This window comes from Pseudarthrobacter phenanthrenivorans, from assembly GCF_036455295.1.
In the GTDB taxonomy this organism is placed as follows: Bacteria; Actinomycetota; Actinomycetes; order Actinomycetales; family Micrococcaceae; genus Arthrobacter; species Arthrobacter phenanthrenivorans_C.
In genome coordinates this window covers 1-17,897 of record NZ_JAYXNX010000021.1, presented here as the reverse complement: position 1 = coordinate 17,897, position 17,897 = coordinate 1, and the positions used below count along the sequence as shown (strand labels likewise).

The window sequence follows — 17,897 nt, the reverse complement described above, 5'->3', positions numbered from 1 at the left end:
CAACGCCCGTTCCTCCTCAGAGGGCCGACGGCGGCGCAGCGCCGGGCCGTGCGGTGAGCGGCAGCGACCCGGCGACGAACGACGGGGCGGAGCTTTCCCGCTACGCCATTCCCCCCCGGGACAGCGGCAGGCGGGCGGGCGTGAAGGCCCAGGCAAGCACCGCGCCGGACACCGGAACGGCCAGCACTAGGGCCAGCAGGTGGAGCCACGGAATTTCCAGGGCTGTGCGCATGTCCGTGGACAGGACCACCAGGACGGCCGGCACCGATCCCGCCAATGCTCCCAGGACGGCTCCGGCGCCACCGATGAAAAGTGCCTGGGACCCGGCCAGGGCCTTGCGCAGCCGCGGCGCGGCGCCCACCCCGGCAAGCGTGGCATGGTCGGCACGGGCGTCGGCCAGGGACAGGCCGGTGGTGATGCCTGCTGCGCTGAACGTGATGAGCGCAGCCACAGCGACGATGGACCATGTGGCCCATTGTGCGTCCCGGGAAATTCCCGGCTCTGCCCGGACGGGAATGCCGGGTTGCCCGTACACCGCAGCCGCGGCAGCGGAGGCCGCATCTGCCTGCGCGTCAGAGGGGTATCCGGCAAGCTGGACCAACAGCCCGGCCGGTGCCGCATGGAGGTCCAGGCGCGCGGCCGTTTCCGCTGAGACAACGCCGTAATAGGGAACGGGGACGGCTGGTTCAAGGACGGCCGCGGCGAGGGAATCCCTCCTGACCGTTTGGTGGACAGAGGCCCGCCCGGCCGCCGACGGCACCTGGGTCCGCACATCCTGCGCCTCCACCGTGACCTTCCCCTCCGTGACGAACACCGGGTTGGTCACCACCATCCCGCCGGCGTCCAGCACAGCCAGCGCTGCCGCGGAGGGTTCACGGCCCAGTACCGCCCGGATGTCGTCCGCGCCGCCCACCAACAGGGCGCGGTCGGACGGTTGTTCCCCCACCAGGGACCCGCGGCATCGCCAGTCACCCGGGTCAGCCATCCGTCCCTGGGGTGTCCGCGGGCACTGGTTGGCTTCCGGCGTGGCCAGGGAGCGCAGAAGGCAGTTGGAGGTTGCCGTCCTGGGAGGCAGGGCCAGGTCGGCAGGTCCGTCCGCGCAGGTGCGGAGGCTTTCCGGGGCCATCAACACGTGCGTCCATTCGACTGTCTCGAGGGCACCGGAGAGTGCGGCGGACAGTGCCTCCGCGTCCACCTGCCGGGACGGTGGCCTGCTGCCATCGGATGACGCCGGCTGGTCCACAGTAAGGGGCAGGTACGCCTGGTTCTGCAGGGCACCCCAGTAATGCGATTGCCGCAGTCCCGCCTGTTGGCTGGCAGACAGCACCAGCGCGGCGCTGGCCAGCGCGGCAGCGGCAAGGACGGCGGCGATGGCAGGAACGCTGCGTCCGCGGTTCCGGGCCGAGTCCCGTGCCGCCATGCGAAGCGACAGTGAGAGCCACTGGGTCCGCGAGGTAAGCCGCTGGATCAGCCAGCCGGTCAGCAGCACCAGGGCGGCTACAGCCAGCACGGCGCCAACGATCAGCATCGTGACCACCAGCGGCAGCAGCTCCGCCTGCCGGTCAGGGTCCGCGGTGGACAGGCCCAGCAGCCGGCCGGCTGCCAGCAGCACGGCCGCAAGCATCAGCACGACGGCGCCCGCGACTGTGGTCCGCCGTCCCTTCGGTGCCGGCGCCCGGCCGGATGTGAGTGCTCCCAGCACCGCCTGCCGTGACACTTGGCGCGCGGGCACCATCGCCGCGAGGGAACAGGCAGCGAGGCCCATGGCCATGGCCCCCGCGGTCAGCAGGAACTCAGGATGCAGGCCTGCGAAGCGGACCGATCCGGTCAGCCGGGCCACATTGACGACGACGGCCGCGGCTGCCACCCCAGCTGCGGCCCCCGCTGCGACAGCGATGCCGCCAAGCCACAGGCCGCCCGCCGTGACGACGGCGCCGATGGTGGAGCTGTCCGCTCCGGCGGAGGCCAGCAACGCCAACTCACGTACCTGGCGCTTGGCTCCGACGGCAAAGGCAGCACCGGCAAGCAAACCGACTTCCAGCAGGGCCAGGGTGCCGATCAGGCCGACGGCGGCATAGACCCCCACGAGCGTCGGAGTATCGTCCCGCGGCCGGGAACCGGGAACGGTGCGCTCCGCAAGGGGTGGGGCGTGCAGCACCACGCTGCGCGAGAGGATGCCCACCCCCTTGCTGTTGGCCTCCTTGGTCTGCTGCCAGGTGACCGGTTCCGGACCCACCAGGTAGTAGGACACGGACTGGTGCGTCAGCGGTCCCTGGGCGAGGTCTGCGGGGACCTGGCTTGCCTGCAGGTACAGGACGCTGTTGCTGTCGGCGGCGCCGGCGTCGCGGAGCGTTCCCACCGGGACAAAGGTTCCTGCCGACGTCGTGAACTCCTGTCCCAGGGTGAGGTGGAAGCGGACCATCAGCCCGGGTGACGCCAGCACCTCAGTCCCGCCGCGCGGCGCCCGGCCGTCCAGGAGGCTGAACTTGCCGGTGAAGGCCGGGTTGAGTGCATCCACCTCCCTGCCCTGCAGTGAAACACGCGCATCGCCCACGCCGGTGGTCAGGGGGAGCATCCGTTGCCTCAGGATCCCGTAACCCGGGGGAACCAGGTCAAGCGGATCGCTGGGCCGGAACGCTGGATCCACACGGCCCGTGCTGGAGGCGACCATGGCGTCGTTCAGCGGGTCCTGAAGGGAATCGGCGCTTGGCACCGGAAGCGCGCTGAACCTGGCCTGCGTGGTGCCCAGCTCGTAACGGACGATCTCTTCCGGTGTCCGCTGGGAGCTCTGGTAGAGGGTGACGGCACCGGTCATGCCGGCCACGGGCAACATGATCAGCAGGATGATGAGGAGGGACCGTCCCTTGTGGCGGCCGATGTCGCGGCGGGCCAGCCGGAGGGCAACGCGGTGGCCGCTCCGGCGCCCTTGGGGCACCGGAGCGAGGTCCAGGGGCATCAGAGGCCGGCCTGCGTGAGGAGCATCGTGGGATCGTGCATGGCCGCTGCCTGGTCGATGACGCGTCCGTCCCTGAGGAAGACCACCCGGTCCGCCCAGGCGGCGTGCCTGGCCTCGTGCGTAACCAGCATGACGGCGGCCCCAGCGTCGGCGCGGGCCCGCAGGACTTCCATCACGCCCTGGCCTGTAGTCGAGTCCAGGGCACCTGTAGGTTCGTCCGCCAGGATCAGCCGCCGCTGGCCAACGATAGCCCGCGCGATGGCGACACGCTGCTGCTGGCCGCCGGACATCTGGTCCATGAACCGGCCCGCGAGCTCCGGAATGCCCACCTGCCGGAGCGCGTCGGCGGCCTGCCGGTGCGCCTTCCTGGCCGAGGTCCCGTCCAGTTCCAGCGGCAACGCCACGTTTTCCGCAGCCGTCAGCGTGGGAACCAGGTTGAAGTCCTGGAAGACGTAGCCGACGGCGCGCCTGCGCAGCCGGGCGAGTTCGTTCAGGCCGAGCCCCGCCAGGGGCGTGGACTCCACGAAAACAGCGCCCGACGTCGGCCGGTCCAGGCCGCCGGCAAGGGCCAGGAGCGAGGACTTGCCGGAGCCCGACGGGCCCATGACAGCAACGAACTCACCCGCACTGATGGCGAGGTCAACGTCGCGGAGGGCGGCCACCGCCGTCGCGCCTTCCCCGTAGGTCCTGCCCACTTTGGCGAGTTCCAGGACCTGTTGCGGCCCCTGCACGCTCATCGGCGGGCATCCGCGTTGAACGGGGCGTCTTCCGAGGCCCCGTTGGACGGCTTCCGGGCTGCGGCGGCGTTGGCCTGGGCCTGCTGGACCATCCGGGCTTCGCAAAGGTCCAGCCAGCGGACTTCGGCCTCCGTCTGGAAGATCAGCGAGTCGAGCACCAACAGCCACGCCGTATCCGCGGCCCGTTGGTTCGCTGCCGTGTCACGGCGGGCCTTGGTGTAGTCCTGCAGTGCGCGGATGGATGCCACGCGCTGGGCCTGGATGATGGCCTGCACGTCCACTCCGGGCAGGGTGACGGCGAGCGCGAGCTTGATGGCGAGCTCGTTGCGTGGCGGGTTGTTCCGCTCCACGGGGGCGGCGAACCAGTTCCGTACCTCGGCCTTGCCGGCGGGGGTAATGCTGTACACCACGTGGCCTTCGCCGTCATCGCCTTCCTTGGCCACCAGGGCATCGCGCTCAAGGCGGTCCAGCGTGGTGTACACCTGCCCGATATTCAGGGGCCAGGTGGCTCCCGTACGGTTCTCGAACTCGACCCGCAGCTGGTAGCCGTAACGCGGCTGGTCCTGCAGCAGGGCGAGGAGGCTGTGGCGAATGGACATGTTGCTCCCCCGGGCTAGTCACTCCGGCATGCACAGGCCCCCAAGACCCGTGCATACCGCGTATATCGAGCCTAGCGCGCAAGACCCGTGAGGGCAATACCGGGTATGCACTTCGGGCTGGTCACATGACCAGAAGGACCTTGCCCACATGGTCGCCGGAGTCGAAGTAGCGGTGGGCTGCCGCCACCTGGTCCAATGGGAAGGTCTTGGCCACCAGCGGCCGGATCCTGCCGTCGGCGACCAACGGCCAGACGGCGTCCCGGACAGCGGCCATGATGGCACCCTTTTCCGCCACGGGCCGGGGCCGCAGGGCTGTGGCCACCACGGCAGCGCGCTTCTTCAGCAGCAGCCCCAGGTCCAACTCCCCCTTGGCGCCGCCCTGCAGTCCAATCACCACGAGGCGTCCGTAATCAGCCAGGGCGTCGATGTTTTGGGCAAGATACTTGGCACCGACCACGTCCAGGATCACATCCGCCCCCTTCCCACCGTTCTGGCGCCGGAGGCTCTCCGGGAAGTCCTCATCCTTGTAATTGATGGCGATGTCCGCGCCGAGGAAGGCCTTGGCGGTGCTGACCTTCTCTTCAGTGCCGGCAGTCGTTGCCACCTTGGCGCCGAACGCCTTGGCGAGCTGGATGGCCATGGTGCCGATGCCTCCGGTGGCCCCATGGATCAGGACCGTCTCGCCAGGCTGAAGCTGCGCGGTCATGATGAGGTTCGAGTACACGGTGGCAGCCACCTCAGGGAGGGACGCCGCGGTGACAAGGTCCACTCCTTCAGGCACCCGCAACACCTGCTCGGCAGGCACCGCCACCTGCGTCGCATACCCGCCGCCGGCCAGCAGGGCGACTACCTTGTCCCCCAGGGAGAAAGGCTTGCTGACGCCCGGGCCGAAACCCGCTATCCGGCCGGACACTTCCAGCCCAGGGACCTCCGACGCGCCGGGCGGCGGTGGATAGAAGCCGCGGCGCTGCTGGACATCGGCCCGGTTCAGGCCGGCCGCCACCACATCGATCAGCACTTCGCCCTGGCCGGGCACCGGAGCATCCACGTCCCGGACCTCCAGCACTTCCGGGCCGCCCGGTTCCGATATGTAGACGGCTTTCATGGACTTCTCCCGTTCGTGATTCAAATCCTGGCTGCAACCAGTGTGCACCGGGCACCGTCCCTGGTCCTGTTTTGTTGCAGGCAAGTGCCTATGAAACACTACTAGCTGAGGAAGGTTGTCCGAGCGGCCGAAGGAGCTGGTCTTGAAAACCAGTGTGCGGTAACCCCGTACCAAGAGTTCGAATCTCTTACCTTCCGCAAGGGAACCCCTGGCAGCCGGCACCGGCCGCCAGGGGTTTTTTGCTTTAAGCTCTCCGGCCGCCGTGTTGCGGCCAGGCCATGGCTGCCTATCAGTCCTGCCTGCGAGGCTAAAACACCGGATGCGCCATCACTTTTGGTTCTTATTCCGCCGGTTTAGGGACCAAAAGTGATGGCGCATCTTTCGTTAAGACCTGTTCAGGATGGCGGCGGCGATCTCGTCGGCATCACGCAACGTGCGCTGGCCGCTGCGGTAAGCGGGGCTTCCGTCCTGGACCGCCTCAGCAGCGATCGCAGTTCCCCATTGGGCGGAAGACAACTGCAGCCCCAGCACAAAGAGGCCTTCGGTAACGGAGCCGTTGGCGGCCACCGGACGGTAGGGGTGGGGTTCTACGTCCAGGCCGGTCGACTCGACGGGGGCACCTTCGGGGGTCATCATGAGCTTGGGCCGCACCAACCCGTCGGACAGCAGCTGCGCCAGTACCGGCGAGTCATTGGCCGAGACCCGGTTGCCTGGTGCCAGTGCTTCCACCATGGCGCGGGCGGACGCCGGCGGGCCCGCGACCCACGGGGAAGAAGCGGTGAATACCCCCGTTTTACGGTCCACCCCAAACTTCGGGTCCGGCCCCACGAAACTCACCACCCCGGCCCGTGCCAGTGCGGCGAGTTGTTCGGACCGCAGCGCCGGGGGTCCGCTGGCCAGGCCCTCCACAAAGGACTCGAACCAGCCACGCAGCCCGGCGACCCACGACTCATCGGTGATGCCGCCGTCGGCCACTGCTGTCTTGAGGACGGCGCGCCCGTGGTGCAGCGCCGCGATGGCCATCTTGACGGGATCGTCCTCCCCCAGGGCGGAGCGGCGTGCATCGTCAAGCAGGAACTCCACCACGGCGGCATCGTGCTCGCGGCGGGAGGCGAAGGACCGGCCCGCCAGCGGAGCCGCCAGTCCAGGCAGGTCAAGCCGGTGGCGGGGGCCAACGTGGATGGCCAGGACGCTTTCCACGCTGTCTTCCCAGTTAACGGAGCTGTGCGCGTGCGGCTGGAGTGCTTCCTCCAGCGCTGCAAGGAATGCCGCAGCGTCAGCCACGGCGCCGGGCTGCGAGCGCACCAGTGTGGAGTAATAGGCCCACAGGGCGTCCCGGTGCAGCAGCGGCCAGAGATCATGGTCGAAGGACGGGCGGATCCCGGTTTTGGCCAGCCGCTCGATGGCCCCCTCGGTGAGGTAGCGCAGGGTGATGGACGAGGCGTAGTAGCCGTTGAGTGCCGCCTTCGCCCGGTACGGCATTCCGCGCCGGGATGCTGCGATGATCAACGGTTCCTGGCCGGAGGGCTCGTATTCGACCCGCCTGCCGTTGGACACGAATTTTCCCCCGCGGCCTTCGGTGAGCTGGCCCATGGTGTCGAAGAAGTTCAGTCCCATCCCGCGGACCAGGACCGGTTCGCCGGCCGGGATGCGGGACCAGTCGACGTCCGCTGGCACGGCAGGGGGAAGGTACTGCAGCCCCAGCTGGGCGGCTGAGGCTTGGAGTCCGCGCTGCTCCGGGTTGAGCCGGGATGGAATGTGTCCCAGTGCCAGCACCACGGAGTTGGCGCGGATGGCTGCTCCGGTGGCCAGGCCGACGTCGAATCCTCCGCTCGCAGCCGGGCGCACGGACAGTGCCGACGTTTCGTGGAAGTCGACTGTGACGCCGCCGGGCGCCTTGCCCAGCAGTTCGTCAAGGGTGCTGCGCAGGTAGCGTCCGTAGAGGGCGCGGCTGGGGAAATCAGTGGCCTCCAGGACCGCCAGTTCCGCCAGTTCCCCGGTGCTGAGCGCGGGCAACGGGTCCCGACGCTGCTTCAGGCGCCACTGGTCGAACGTGGTGCCGGCAACCGGCGCGGGAAGTGACGGGTCCTGGGGAATCAGTGTGGGATAAAAGGACTGGGTGTTCATGAGGAACAACCGGGACTGGTCCGGCTGCCATACATGCCCGGGACCTGCAGGATAGGGATCCACGACGTCGATGTGGAGCCGCACGGAGCGTCCCGCGGCAGCGGCGTGGGCGAGCAGCCGCTCCAGCACGCTGGTGCCACGGGGGCCGCCGCCGATGATGACAGCCCGGATGCTCTGCGATTTTTCCACGGCATCCAGCGTACGGGCTGGAACGGGGTTGCGCTCCGGAACGCTTGACTTGCCAGCGTGTGGCCCAGTTGTTTGGATGGGGCGCATGACCACCACAGCAGCTGATCAAGCGTCCGTTCCCGGTTCCGGCCGGGACACCGCCGGCACCGCCTCCCTGGACAAGGCGCCGGAGCCCGTCGACGAAAATGTGTGGCTGGAGGACATCTACGGCGAGGAACAGCTGGCCTGGGTGAGGGAGCAGAACTCCCGTACCGAGGACCTTTTGGAGGACGCAGACTACGCCGGGCTGGAGGCCAGCATCCTGGAAGTCCTCGACTCCACCGAACGGATCGCCATGGTGGGCAAGCGTGGGGACTGGTACTACAACTTCTGGCGCGACCAGCAGAACCCTAAAGGCCTCTGGCGGCGCACCACGTGGGAGAGCTACTGTACTGATTCCCCGGAATGGGACGTCCTGCTGGATGTGGACCGGCTGTCCCGCGCCGAAGGCGAAGAGTGGGTATTCCACGGTGCAACGTTCCTGCGCCCGGCGGCCGGCGAGCCCTACCGGCTGGCGCTGCTCGCACTTTCCCCCGACGGCGGCGACGCCAACCGCTACCGGGAGTTCGACGTCGAGGCACGCGGCTTTGTCGATCCCGCCCAGAGCGGGTTCGACCTGCCAACGGCGAAGGGCAACGTGTCCTGGCTGGATGCAGACACGCTGCTGGTGGCTTCCACGGCGGACGGCCTGCCCAAGACAGCATCCTCCTACGCCCGCACGGCGGTAACACTCAAGCGCGGCGAATCCCTGGCCACAGCACCCCGCCTTTTCGAGGTGCCCGAAGACCACATGATGGCCGTGGCCGCGCACGACTCCACCCCCGGCTTTGAGCGGACCTTCGCCGTGGATTACATCGACTTCTTCAACCGCACCAACTTCGTGCTGCGGGACGGATCCTGGGTGTCCATTGACGCCCCCACCGACGTCAACGTGAGCGCGCACCGGGAATGGCTGCTCTTCCGTCCGCAGCAGGACTGGGTGCTGGACGGCACCACCTACCCCTCGGGATCGCTGGTTGCCGCCAATTTCGAGGACTACCTCGCCGGCAGCCGGAAGCTGACCGTCCTGTTCACTCCCGACGCCCACACCTCCCTGCAGTCCTGGAGCTGGACGCGGAACTTCCTGCTGCTCAACCTGCTCAAGGACATCTCATCCGAAATCCGGGTGCTGGACCCGTCCCGTCCCACCGGCAACGGTGACGGCGGCTGGGCGGCCACGGTCCTGGATGCCTGCCCGCCGCTGCATGACGTGAACGCGTACGCGGTGGACGACGAGGACGAAGAACCCGCCAATGGCGGCGCCGGGGACGACTTCTGGCTCGTCGCCACCGGCTTCACCACACCCACCACCCTGATGCGCGGCACGCTGGAACGCGGCCCGGAGGGTGCCGGGACATCCGGCGTGGTGAGCCGGCATGCGTCGGTGAAGGCCTCGCCGTCGTTCTTTGCCGACGGTGACTACGAGGTGGAACAGCACTTCGCCGTGTCCGACGACGGCACCCGGGTCCCCTACTTCCAGATCGCTCCGCGCGGCCTGCCGCTGGACGGGCAAAACCCCACCCAGCTCTCCGGCTACGGCGGGTTCGAAGTGTCCCGGACCCCGGCCTACAGCGGCACGGTGGGCCGGGCATGGCTGGAGCGGCGGACCGCCCTCTCCGACGGAAGCGACGGGAAGGCTCCGCACTCGCGCGGCGGGGTATACGTGGTGGCGAACATCCGCGGCGGCGGCGAATACGGACCGGGCTGGCACCGGGCGGCGCTGAAGGAAAACCGGCACCGTGCCTACGAGGACTTTGCAGCAGTGGCCCGTGACCTGATCTCGCGCGGCGTTACCTCGCCGCGGCGGCTGGGCTGCGTGGGCGGCTCGAACGGTGGCCTCCTGGTGGGGAACATGCTCACCCGCTACCCGGAACTGTTCCGTGCCGTCTCCTGCGGAGTGCCCCTGCTGGACATGCGCCGGTACACCAAGCTCTCCGCCGGGCACTCCTGGATTGCCGAGTACGGGGATCCGGACGTGCCCGAGCAGTGGGAGTACATCAGGACCTTCTCGCCCTATCACCTGCTCAAGGACGCCGTGGAGTACCCCGAAACGTTTATCTGGACCGCGACCTCGGACGACCGGGTGGGCCCCGTCCAGGCCCGTAAGATGGCCGCCCGGATGCTGGCCATGGGCATTCCCAATGTCTGGTTCCACGAAGCCCTGGAAGGCGGCCACGCCGGCGCCTCCGACAACCGGCAGGCGGCCGCGCTGCAGGCCCGGAGCCAGCACTTCCTGTGGAAGGCACTTGCCGGCTGAATCCTATGGAAACCCCTGCGCGGCTCTCTGTCGTTGGGCCTGACGCCCTTGGCGGGGACGGTTTTGCACTGCGTGGCCGGATCTGCGTATCCTTGGTGGGCTAGGAATAGCAATTGGAGACGTGCCAGAGCGGCCGAATGGACTTCACTGCTAATGAAGGGTCGGGGTTAAACTCGACCGGGGGTTCAAATCCCCCCGTCTCCGCGTTTGGCCCCGGTCTTCGGACCGGGGCTTTTTGCGTTTCGGCAGACATATGGAACGCGCTGTCCGACCAACGGACGCGGCGGGCGCCCCCGGTGCCGCGGTGGCAGGATTACCCCATGGCGGCACGCACCCACCCACACCAACCGGACAGCACGCGTTCGGGCTGGAACCCGCGCCTGGCGCTGCTGGTGGCGGCCACGTTCTTCATGGAATTCCTGGACGGCACGGTCCTGACTACTGCCATTCCCAGCATCGCGGCCAACTTCGCCATCCCTGCCGCCGACGTCAACATCACCATGACGGCCTACCTGCTGACGGTGGCCGTGGGAATTCCCATCAGTGGCTGGCTGGCGGAACGGTTCGGCGCCCGGCGCATCTTCTGCTCAGCTATCGCAGTATTCACCCTCGCCTCGCTTGCCTGTGCCCTCAGCCAGGATCTGGCCACCCTTACCCTGAGCCGGATAGCCCAGGGCGCCGGCGGGGCAATGATGGTCCCGGTGGGAACCCTGGTGGTCCTGCGCGGCACTCCGAAGTCCGAACTGTTGCGGGCCACCGCCTTCCTCGTGTGGCCCGGGCTCCTCGCGCCTGTCCTTGCACCGCTGGTGGGCGGGGCACTGACCACCTACCTGTCATGGCACTGGATCTTCCTGGTCAACATTCCCCTCGGCGCGGCCGCGTTCATCGCCGCCCTGCGCCTGGTTCCGGTCGCAGCCGGGGATCCCCGGCGCCGCCTCGACTGGCCCGGGACGGTGCTGACCACCGTGGGTGTGGGTGCGCTGGTAACAGGACTGGAACTGGCGAGCAGCCACCCGGAGCTGCCCTGGGCCGGAATCAGTGCCGTGGCAGGGGTTGCGGCCCTGATAGGCGCGGTGGCCTGGATGCGCCGGGCTCCCCATCCCCTGTTCAACCTGCAGGTCTTCCGCACACGGACGTTCCGGGCCATGGCCACCGGCGGATTCGTGTACCGGGTAACCATCAGTTCGGTGCCGTTCCTGCTGCCGCTCATGTTCCAGACGGGATTCGGATGGTCGCCCCTGCAGGCCGGCGCCATGGTGGCGGCGGTGTTCGTGGGCAACATCGGCATAAAGCCGGCCACCACCCCGTTGATCAGGAAGTTCGGCTTCAAGGCGGTGCTGGTGTTCGCCTCGCTGGCATCAGCCACCACCTTCGCCCTGTTCGCCCTCCTGACGCCGGAGACCCCGGAAGCCCTGATGTTCGTGCTGCTGGTGTGCAGCGGCGCGTTCCGCTCCATCGGCTTTTCGGCATACGCCTCGGTTCAGTACGCGGACATCCCACCGGCGCAGCTCACGTCCGCCAACACTGTCTCCGCCACGATGGTGCAGCTCGGCACGGGTTCGGGCATCGCCATCGCAGCACTGCTGATCCGGATCTTCGGTGCGCAGGACGTGGTGCTCAACGACCCGGCCGGGCCCTTCCGCGGCGCCTTCATGGCAATGGCTGTCCTGATGCTCGCCAGCACGGCGGACAGCCTGCTGCTCCCCCGGCATGCGGGGGCAGCAGTGAGCCAGCGGGGTCACAGGCAGGATCAACCAGCCAAGGCCGCCGTCAGCCCGCCTGAGCCAGAACCAGGGGAAGCACCGCTCCCGCCCCGGCCTGACGAAGGGCGCGCCCGGCGACGGTAACCGTCCACCTGCTGTCCGTCAGGTCATCGATCAGCATCACGCTCTGGCCCTGAACTGACTGGAGCGCGGCTTCGAGCTCCGGCCCCACCACCAGCCGGTCCCAAACGCCGGCCAGCCGGTATGCGCTGTTACCTCCGAGGCTTCCTGTGGGGCCGCCGTGGGCCAACTGCAGCTCTCCCAGGTAGGGGATGCGTCCGATCTCGGAGATCCCCCTGGCGAGCGACCCGACCAACTGCGGCTTGCTGCGGGAGGGGATGTTCACAATGGCGGCCGGCCTGCCCGCACCGCTCCACCCCGGATTACGGCTGTCGCCGGCGCCCCATTCACGCAGGACCTGCACACAGGCCTGCAGCATTCCAGGGTCCACCGGCCGGTCCTCCGCACCGGCGGCGAACAGCTCCCGCAGGGCTCCGCCCCAGCCAAGGTCCGTGAGGCGGGCCAGGACACGGCCCTCCGAGACGCCTTCGCCCGGCTTGAGTTTCCCCTTCACCGGCACTCCCAGGCGGTCCATGCCGCTGGGCCACTGCAGCCGCGGTTCCAGGACGCCGCCCGCCCGGCTCAGCGTCTGTCCGGCCGCCTCCGTGGCGCCGGCTGCCACGTCCACCGGGAACCACCGGCCCGCACAGTTGTCGCACCGCCCGCAGGGACGGGCTGTCTCATCATCCAGCACCGAGGTGATGTACTCCATCCGGCAGCCTGCCGTGTCCTGGTAGATCACCATCGAGTCCTGCTCATCCACCCGGGCTTCCGCGATACGGCTGTAGCGCTCGGCGTCATACACCCACGGGTGGCCGGTGGACCGCCATCCCCCGCCAACCCGTTCCACGGCGCCGTCGACTGACAACACCTTCAACAGCAGCTCGAGCGGCGTGCGTCGAAGGTCAACCCTCGCCTCCAGCGCAACCGTGGACAACGCCGTTCCGGCTTCGGCCAATGCCGTCAGCACGGCCGCTGCCTTCTCCTCTGAGGGCATGGACGCAGTGGCGAAATACTGCCAGATGTCGCGGTCTTCGGACCCGGGCAGCAGCAGGACGTCCGCGTTGGCAGCGCCACGGCCGGCACGGCCCACCTGCTGGTAGTACGCCACCGGGGAGGACGGTGCCCCCAGGTGGACGACGAAGCCAAGATCGGGCTTGTCAAAGCCCATGCCGAGCGCCGACGTGGCCACCAGCGCCTTGACCTGGTTGTCCTTCAGCAGCTGCTCTGCCCGCTCCCGGTCCGCCGGATCGGTCCGCCCCGTGTAGGCAAGCACGTTGTGTCCTGCTTCGGACAGCAGCCGGGCGGTGTCCTCCGCCGCGGAAACGGTCAGGGTGTAAATGATGCCGCTGCCGGGAAGATCGGCCAGGTGCGTCAGCAGCCAGCCCAGCCGGGCTTTGGAATCGGGCAGCGACAGGACTCCCAGTCGCAGCGAGTCCCGGCCCAGGGAACCACGGATGGTCAGGACTCCGGCGCCGAGCTGCTCCTCGATATCGTGCACCACCCGTGAGTTGGCGGTGGCGGTGGTGGCCAGGACCGGTACCGAGTCCGGCAAACGGGTGATGAGGTCTGCGATGCGGCGGTAATCGGGACGGAAGTCATGGCCCCAGTCCGAAATGCAGTGGGCCTCGTCAATAACCAGCAGCCCGGTACGCCGCAGGAGTTCGGGCAGCTGGGTTTCCCGGAACGCCGGATTGGTCAACCGCTCCGGGGAGACCAGGAGGACGTCAACCTCATCGGCTGCCAACTGCTCACGGACCGTGTCCCACTCCAGCTGGTTGGCGGAGTTGATGGCGACCGCGCGTACCCCGGCACGCGCGGCGGCGGCCACCTGGTCCCGCATCAAAGCCAGGAGGGGCGAAACGATCAGCGTAGGGCCCGCTCCCCGGCGCCGCAGCAGCAGGGAGGCCACAAAATACACAGCAGACTTGCCCCAGCCGGTTCGCTGGACCACCAAAGCCCGCCGGCCGCCGTCGACCAGCGCCTCGATGGCTTCAAACTGCCCGTCGTGGAACACGGCAGCGGCGTTCCCCACCAGGCCGCGCAGGACGTCCAGGGCCTCGGCGTGGGTTGCGGTCCCCGGAGCGTCCGGACCTCCGCGGTCTGCATCTGCGGTGGAAACTGTGGAAGCGTACTGGTTATTGGCCATTGATTCAGTATCCCAGCACCCTCCGACAGCCTGGACAGAGCAGGGCTGTTATGTGGAAACAGCCCCAACAGGGGGCACAAAGCCGTGCTGTTACGCAAGTTCCCATAAAGCCCCCTTGGCCACATGCGCCGCACACGTAAGATAAAGCCCGTGACTAGCGAACAGACAACGACATTTGATCTCTCGGCATCCTTCAAGGCCTACGACGTGCGTGGGATTGTGGGCGAGTCGATCACCGCCGAAATCGTCGAAGCCGTGGGGGCCGCGTTCGTGGATGTCCTGCAGCTCGAAGGCCAGACCATCGTGGTGGGCGGCGACATGCGTCCCTCCTCCCCCGAGTTCTCCAAGGCGTTCGCCAACGGGGCGGCAGCACGGGGGGCCAGCGTGGAACTGCTGGACCTGATCTCCACCGACGAGCTGTATTTTGCCTGCGGCTTCCTCAACCGCGCGGGCGCAACGTTCACCGCCAGCCACAACCCAGCCGAGTACAACGGCATCAAGATGGCGAAGGCAGGCGCCGTCCCCATCTCCTCCGAAACCGGGCTCAAGGAGATCCAGGCCCTCGCGGAGCAGTACCTTAACGCCGGTTCCATCCCCGCGGCGGGCACCCGGGGCCTGATCAGCGTCCGGGACGTGCTCAAGGACTACTCCGAGTACCTCCGCAAGCTTGTTGACCTTTCCGCGTCCCGTCCGCTGAAGGTCGTGGTGGACGCAGGGAACGGCATGGCAGGCCTGACTACCCCGGCCGTGCTGGGTGACACCCTGCTGCCCAAGCTGCCCTTCGACATCGTTCCGCTGTACTTCGAACTGGACGGATCGTTCCCCAACCACCCCGCCAACCCGCTGGAGCCGGAAAACCTCCGGGACCTGCAGGCAGCCGTCATTGAACACGGCGCGGATATCGGCCTGGCCTTCGACGGCGACGCCGACCGCTGCTTCGTGATCGATGAAAAGGGCGAGCCCGTGTCGCCGTCGGCGATCACCGGCATGGTGGCCCGCCGCGAAATCGCCCGGGCCAAGGCCCAGGGCGAAGAAACCCCCACGATCATCCACAACCTGCTCACCTCCCGCGCCGTGGCGGAGTTGGTGGAGCACGACGGCGGACGCGCCGTCCGGACGCGCGTGGGCCACTCCTTCATCAAGGCAGTCATGGCCAAGGAAGGCGCAGTGTTCGGCGGCGAGCACTCCGCGCACTTCTACTTCCGCGACTTCTGGAACGCGGACACCGGCATGCTGGCGGCCATGCATGTCCTGGCAGCGCTGGGCGAGCAGGATGGTCCGCTGTCCGAGCTGGCCCGTGAATACGAGCCGTACGTCAGCTCCGGCGAGATCAACTCCGAGGTGGAGGACAAGCCGGCAGCGGTGGAGCGCGTCCGCCAGGCCTTCGCGGACGAGGACCTCACCATCGACACCCTGGACGGCAGCACGTTTACGGCCAATGACGGCAGCTACTGGTTCAACCTGCGCCCGTCCAACACCGAGCCGTTCCTGCGGCTCAACGCCGAGGCCACAGACCGGGCAACGATGGAACGCGTGCGCGACCGCGTCCTGTCCCTGGTGCGGGCCTAGCACCGGATGGCTGGACATACCGGTCAGGCAGCGGACGGAAACGGCGGCCAGGACAGCTGGCGCGATTCCGTCTCCGAAGCCACGGCAACTGACCTGGAAAACCTCCTGGGCACGGGTGTCAGCGCGGCCCAGGAGCAGCTCCAGCGCAACGGTGGCTTCCTGCCCTTCGCACTGACCGTGCAGAACGACGGCGAGGTGCGGCTGGTTGCCGTTTCCCCGGCGGATGCCGGGGAGGGCAGCGACGGGGACTTCGACGCCGACGCCATGATCAGCGACCTGCAGGCCCTCCTCCGCCAGAACCGGGAGGATTTCCGGGCGGCCGCCGTGGTGTGCGACATCCTGCTGGTGGAGGATGACTCGGACGCCATCCACGTGGCAGCGGAACACCGCGATGGGTCCCTCTTCGCCGCGGTGCTCCCCTACTCGGCCAACGCCACCACCCAGTCCTGGGAATTCGGCGAGCTGGGGGCTGATGCCAGCGAGCCCGTCATCTGGGTGGACTAGACCGGACCTGCTGCCATGAAGATCAATGCCTTCGCTGACGTGAGCCTGCGCGCACTCATGGTGCTCGCCGCTGTTCCGGATGGCACCCTGCTTACCACGCAGAGCATCGCAGACTCGGTGGGGACACCGTACAACCACGTCAGCAAGGCCATGGCCAAACTCCGGAGCTTGGGGCTGATCGAGGTGGTCCGTGGCCGTTCCGGCGGCTCCCGGCTCAGCCATGCCGGGCGGATCGCCACGGTGGGGCAGATCCTCCGGCAGCTCGACAGCCGCACCGATCCCGCCGACTGCGTGTCTCCCGCCGGCAATTGCCCCCTGATCACCGAGTGCAGACTGCGCGGTGCCCTGGCCCGGGCGCGCGAGGCCTTTTACGCCGAGCTCGATTCGGTGGTGATCGGGGAACTTCCCCAGGCACGGCAGATGGCGCCGGTCTTCCAGATGATCGGCCTCCGCCCGGGGCTTTAGCCCGGAATCCGGGTGCCTGCTCCCGGTTTGATTTCAAACTTCTACAAGGTGTAGAACTGAGGCAGAAATACTTGTATTTGAAATACGAGTTTTCCTCCGGCCGGACGAAGGCCCCGGCCATAACCTCAGGAGTACAGATGCTCTCGGACAAGTCCCGCCCCGTCATCGAGGCCACCCTGCCGCTGGTCGGCTCCCGGATCGGATCCATCACCCCGAACTTCTATGCCCGTCTTTTCGCGGCGCACCCCGAACTGATGGATGGCCTGTTCAGCCGCTCCAACCAGCGCTCCGGGAACCAGCAGCAGGCCCTCGCCGGGAGCATCGCAGCCTTCGCCACCCACCTGGTCAACAACCCGGGCACCCTGCCGGAGACGGTCCTTTCCCGCATCGCACACCGCCACGCCTCCCTGGGCATCACCGAGCCGCAGTACCAGGTGGTCTACGAGCACCTGTTCGGGGCAATCGCCGAAGACCTGGCAGAGGTGATCACCCCCGAGATCGCAGAAGCCTGGACCGAGGTGTACTGGCTGATGGCAGACGCCCTGATCAAGCTGGAGAAGGGCCTCTACGCGGCGCAGGCAAATGACAGGATGTGGACGCCGTGGCGCGTGGCCGCCAAGACCGCTGCAGGAACCGGGTCCATGACCTTCACCTTGGAGCCCGCGGACGATACTCCCGTCACCGCGGCCCTTCCCGGCCAGTACATCAGCGTGAAGGTGCCGGTCGCCGACGGCCTGCGCCAGGTCCGCCAGTACTCCCTTTCCGGGGACGCGGGCACCAGCCGCACCTTCACCACCAAGCTGGACGACGGCGGCGAGGTCTCCCCCGTGCTGCACAACACTGTCCAGGTGGGCGACGTCGTCGAAATTTCCAACCCCTATGGCGAGATCACGCTCAAGGAGGGCGACGGCCCCGTGGTCCTGGCCTCCGCCGGCATCGGCTGCACCCCCACCGCCTCCATCCTCCGCTCCCTCGCCGAGTCGGGCTCCGACCGCCAGGTCCTGGTGCTTCACGCGGAAAGCACCCTGGACAGCTGGGCCCTGCGGAGCCAGATGACGGACGACGTCGAACGCCTGGACGGTGCCGAACTGCAGCTCTGGCTGGAGAAGCCGGTGGACGGTGCCAAGCAGGGATTCATGACGCTGCGTGAAGTGGACCTGCCCGCGGATGCCTCCCTGTACCTCTGCGGCCCGCTGCCGTTCATGAAGAACATCCGCAACGAAGCCATCAACGCGGGCATCCCCGCAACCCGGATCCACTACGAGGTCTTCGGGCCGGACATCTGGCTCGCCAGCTAGCTGTATTGATCTGAGAGGTTGGTGACGCGGCTGGCTGGCGT

12 protein-coding genes and 2 tRNA genes are annotated in these 17,897 nt (G+C 67.9%); 8 read left to right on the top strand and 6 right to left on the bottom strand.

Features of this window, described 5'->3' with window-relative positions; all coding sequences use genetic code 11:
• Window positions 1-100 precede the first annotated feature (100 nt).
• From VXJ37_RS19090 to VXJ37_RS19075, 4 genes are all read right to left on the bottom strand, one after another.
• The gene (locus VXJ37_RS19090) at window positions 101-2,956 is read right to left on the bottom strand and encodes a hypothetical protein (protein WP_331324608.1); all 2,856 of its coding nucleotides are present in this window, start codon (window positions 2,954-2,956) and stop codon (window positions 101-103) included.
• Complete coding sequence (locus VXJ37_RS19085; protein ID WP_331324607.1) at window positions 2,956-3,693, bottom strand: ABC transporter ATP-binding protein; 738 nt, start codon at window positions 3,691-3,693, stop codon at window positions 2,956-2,958. The genes VXJ37_RS19090 and VXJ37_RS19085 overlap by 1 nt, the downstream gene beginning before the upstream one ends.
• Window positions 3,690-4,292: a PadR family transcriptional regulator gene (locus VXJ37_RS19080; protein ID WP_331324606.1), complete on the bottom strand. Its 603-nt coding sequence runs from the start codon at window positions 4,290-4,292 to the stop codon at window positions 3,690-3,692. Before VXJ37_RS19080 ends, VXJ37_RS19085 begins: the two co-directional genes overlap by 4 nt.
• Before the next feature lie 121 nt (window positions 4,293-4,413).
• Window positions 4,414-5,397 carry an NAD(P)H-quinone oxidoreductase gene (locus VXJ37_RS19075; RefSeq protein WP_331324604.1) on the bottom strand — a complete coding sequence of 328 codons (984 nt, stop codon included), beginning with the start codon at window positions 5,395-5,397 and terminating at the stop codon, window positions 4,414-4,416.
• 109 nt (window positions 5,398-5,506) lie between these two features.
• On the opposite strand from VXJ37_RS19075, the gene VXJ37_RS19070 reads away from it, so the two are divergent.
• Window positions 5,507-5,594: transfer RNA gene (locus tag VXJ37_RS19070), tRNA-Ser, on the top strand.
• Between the two features lie 187 nt (window positions 5,595-5,781).
• Here VXJ37_RS19070 and VXJ37_RS19065 read toward each other — a convergent pair.
• Complete coding sequence (locus VXJ37_RS19065; RefSeq protein WP_331324603.1) at window positions 5,782-7,713, bottom strand: FAD/NAD(P)-binding protein; 1,932 nt, start codon at window positions 7,711-7,713, stop codon at window positions 5,782-5,784.
• An 85-nt stretch (window positions 7,714-7,798) separates the two neighbouring features.
• Here VXJ37_RS19065 and VXJ37_RS19060 point away from each other — a divergent pair, with 85 nt between their 5' ends.
• The 3 genes from VXJ37_RS19060 to VXJ37_RS19050 all read left to right on the top strand — a co-directional run bounded on the left by VXJ37_RS19060 (window position 7,799) and on the right by VXJ37_RS19050 (window position 11,895).
• Window positions 7,799-10,048 (top strand): prolyl oligopeptidase family serine peptidase, encoded by a 2,250-nt coding sequence (locus tag VXJ37_RS19060; RefSeq protein WP_331324602.1) that lies wholly within the window; start codon window positions 7,799-7,801, stop codon window positions 10,046-10,048.
• 115 nt (window positions 10,049-10,163) lie between these two features.
• Window positions 10,164-10,252, top strand: a tRNA-Ser gene (locus VXJ37_RS19055).
• Window positions 10,253-10,368: 116 nt separating this feature from the next.
• Window positions 10,369-11,895 (top strand): MFS transporter, encoded by a 1,527-nt coding sequence (locus VXJ37_RS19050; RefSeq protein WP_331324601.1) that lies wholly within the window; start codon window positions 10,369-10,371, stop codon window positions 11,893-11,895.
• On the opposite strand, the gene VXJ37_RS19045 is transcribed toward VXJ37_RS19050, so the two are convergent.
• Window positions 11,819-14,020, bottom strand: a complete 2,202-nt coding sequence (locus VXJ37_RS19045; RefSeq protein ID WP_331324600.1) for a RecQ family ATP-dependent DNA helicase — start codon at window positions 14,018-14,020, stop codon at window positions 11,819-11,821. The two genes, VXJ37_RS19050 and VXJ37_RS19045, sit on opposite strands and share 77 nt — an antisense overlap.
• A 150-nt stretch (window positions 14,021-14,170) precedes the next feature.
• Here VXJ37_RS19045 and VXJ37_RS19040 point away from each other — a divergent pair, with 150 nt between their 5' ends.
• From VXJ37_RS19040 to VXJ37_RS19025, 4 genes are all read left to right on the top strand, one after another.
• Window positions 14,171-15,589: a phosphomannomutase/phosphoglucomutase gene (locus VXJ37_RS19040; protein ID WP_331324599.1), complete on the top strand. Its 1,419-nt coding sequence runs from the start codon at window positions 14,171-14,173 to the stop codon at window positions 15,587-15,589.
• A 6-nt stretch (window positions 15,590-15,595) separates the two neighbouring features.
• Window positions 15,596-16,093, top strand: a complete 498-nt coding sequence (locus VXJ37_RS19035; RefSeq protein WP_331324598.1) for a hypothetical protein — start codon at window positions 15,596-15,598, stop codon at window positions 16,091-16,093.
• A 15-nt stretch (window positions 16,094-16,108) separates the two neighbouring features.
• Window positions 16,109-16,558, top strand: a complete 450-nt coding sequence (locus VXJ37_RS19030; RefSeq protein WP_331324597.1) for an RrF2 family transcriptional regulator — start codon at window positions 16,109-16,111, stop codon at window positions 16,556-16,558.
• A 137-nt stretch (window positions 16,559-16,695) separates the two neighbouring features.
• The gene (locus VXJ37_RS19025; RefSeq protein ID WP_331324596.1) at window positions 16,696-17,856 is read left to right on the top strand and encodes a globin domain-containing protein; all 1,161 of its coding nucleotides are present in this window, start codon (window positions 16,696-16,698) and stop codon (window positions 17,854-17,856) included.
• Window positions 17,857-17,897: the final 41 nt, after the last annotated feature.

What these genes read in the sequence shown, in the direction of transcription:
- VXJ37_RS19090 (WP_331324608.1), bottom strand. Translation starts at nt 2,956, where the DNA reads ATGCCCCTGGACCTCGCTCCGGTGCCCCAAGGGCGCCGGAGCGGCCAC.
- VXJ37_RS19085 (WP_331324607.1), bottom strand. Translation starts at nt 3,693, where the DNA reads ATGAGCGTGCAGGGGCCGCAACAGGTCCTGGAACTCGCCAAAGTGGGC.
- VXJ37_RS19080 (WP_331324606.1), bottom strand. Translation starts at nt 4,292, where the DNA reads ATGTCCATTCGCCACAGCCTCCTCGCCCTGCTGCAGGACCAGCCGCGT.
- VXJ37_RS19075 (WP_331324604.1), bottom strand. Translation starts at nt 5,397, where the DNA reads ATGAAAGCCGTCTACATATCGGAACCGGGCGGCCCGGAAGTGCTGGAG.
- VXJ37_RS19060 (WP_331324602.1), top strand. Translation starts at nt 7,799, where the DNA reads ATGACCACCACAGCAGCTGATCAAGCGTCCGTTCCCGGTTCCGGCCGG.
- VXJ37_RS19050 (WP_331324601.1), top strand. Translation starts at nt 10,369, where the DNA reads ATGGCGGCACGCACCCACCCACACCAACCGGACAGCACGCGTTCGGGC.
- VXJ37_RS19045 (WP_331324600.1), bottom strand. Translation starts at nt 14,020, where the DNA reads ATGGCCAATAACCAGTACGCTTCCACAGTTTCCACCGCAGATGCAGAC.
- VXJ37_RS19035 (WP_331324598.1), top strand. Translation starts at nt 15,596, where the DNA reads ATGGCTGGACATACCGGTCAGGCAGCGGACGGAAACGGCGGCCAGGAC.
- VXJ37_RS19030 (WP_331324597.1), top strand. Translation starts at nt 16,109, where the DNA reads ATGAAGATCAATGCCTTCGCTGACGTGAGCCTGCGCGCACTCATGGTG.
- VXJ37_RS19025 (WP_331324596.1), top strand. Translation starts at nt 16,696, where the DNA reads ATGCTCTCGGACAAGTCCCGCCCCGTCATCGAGGCCACCCTGCCGCTG.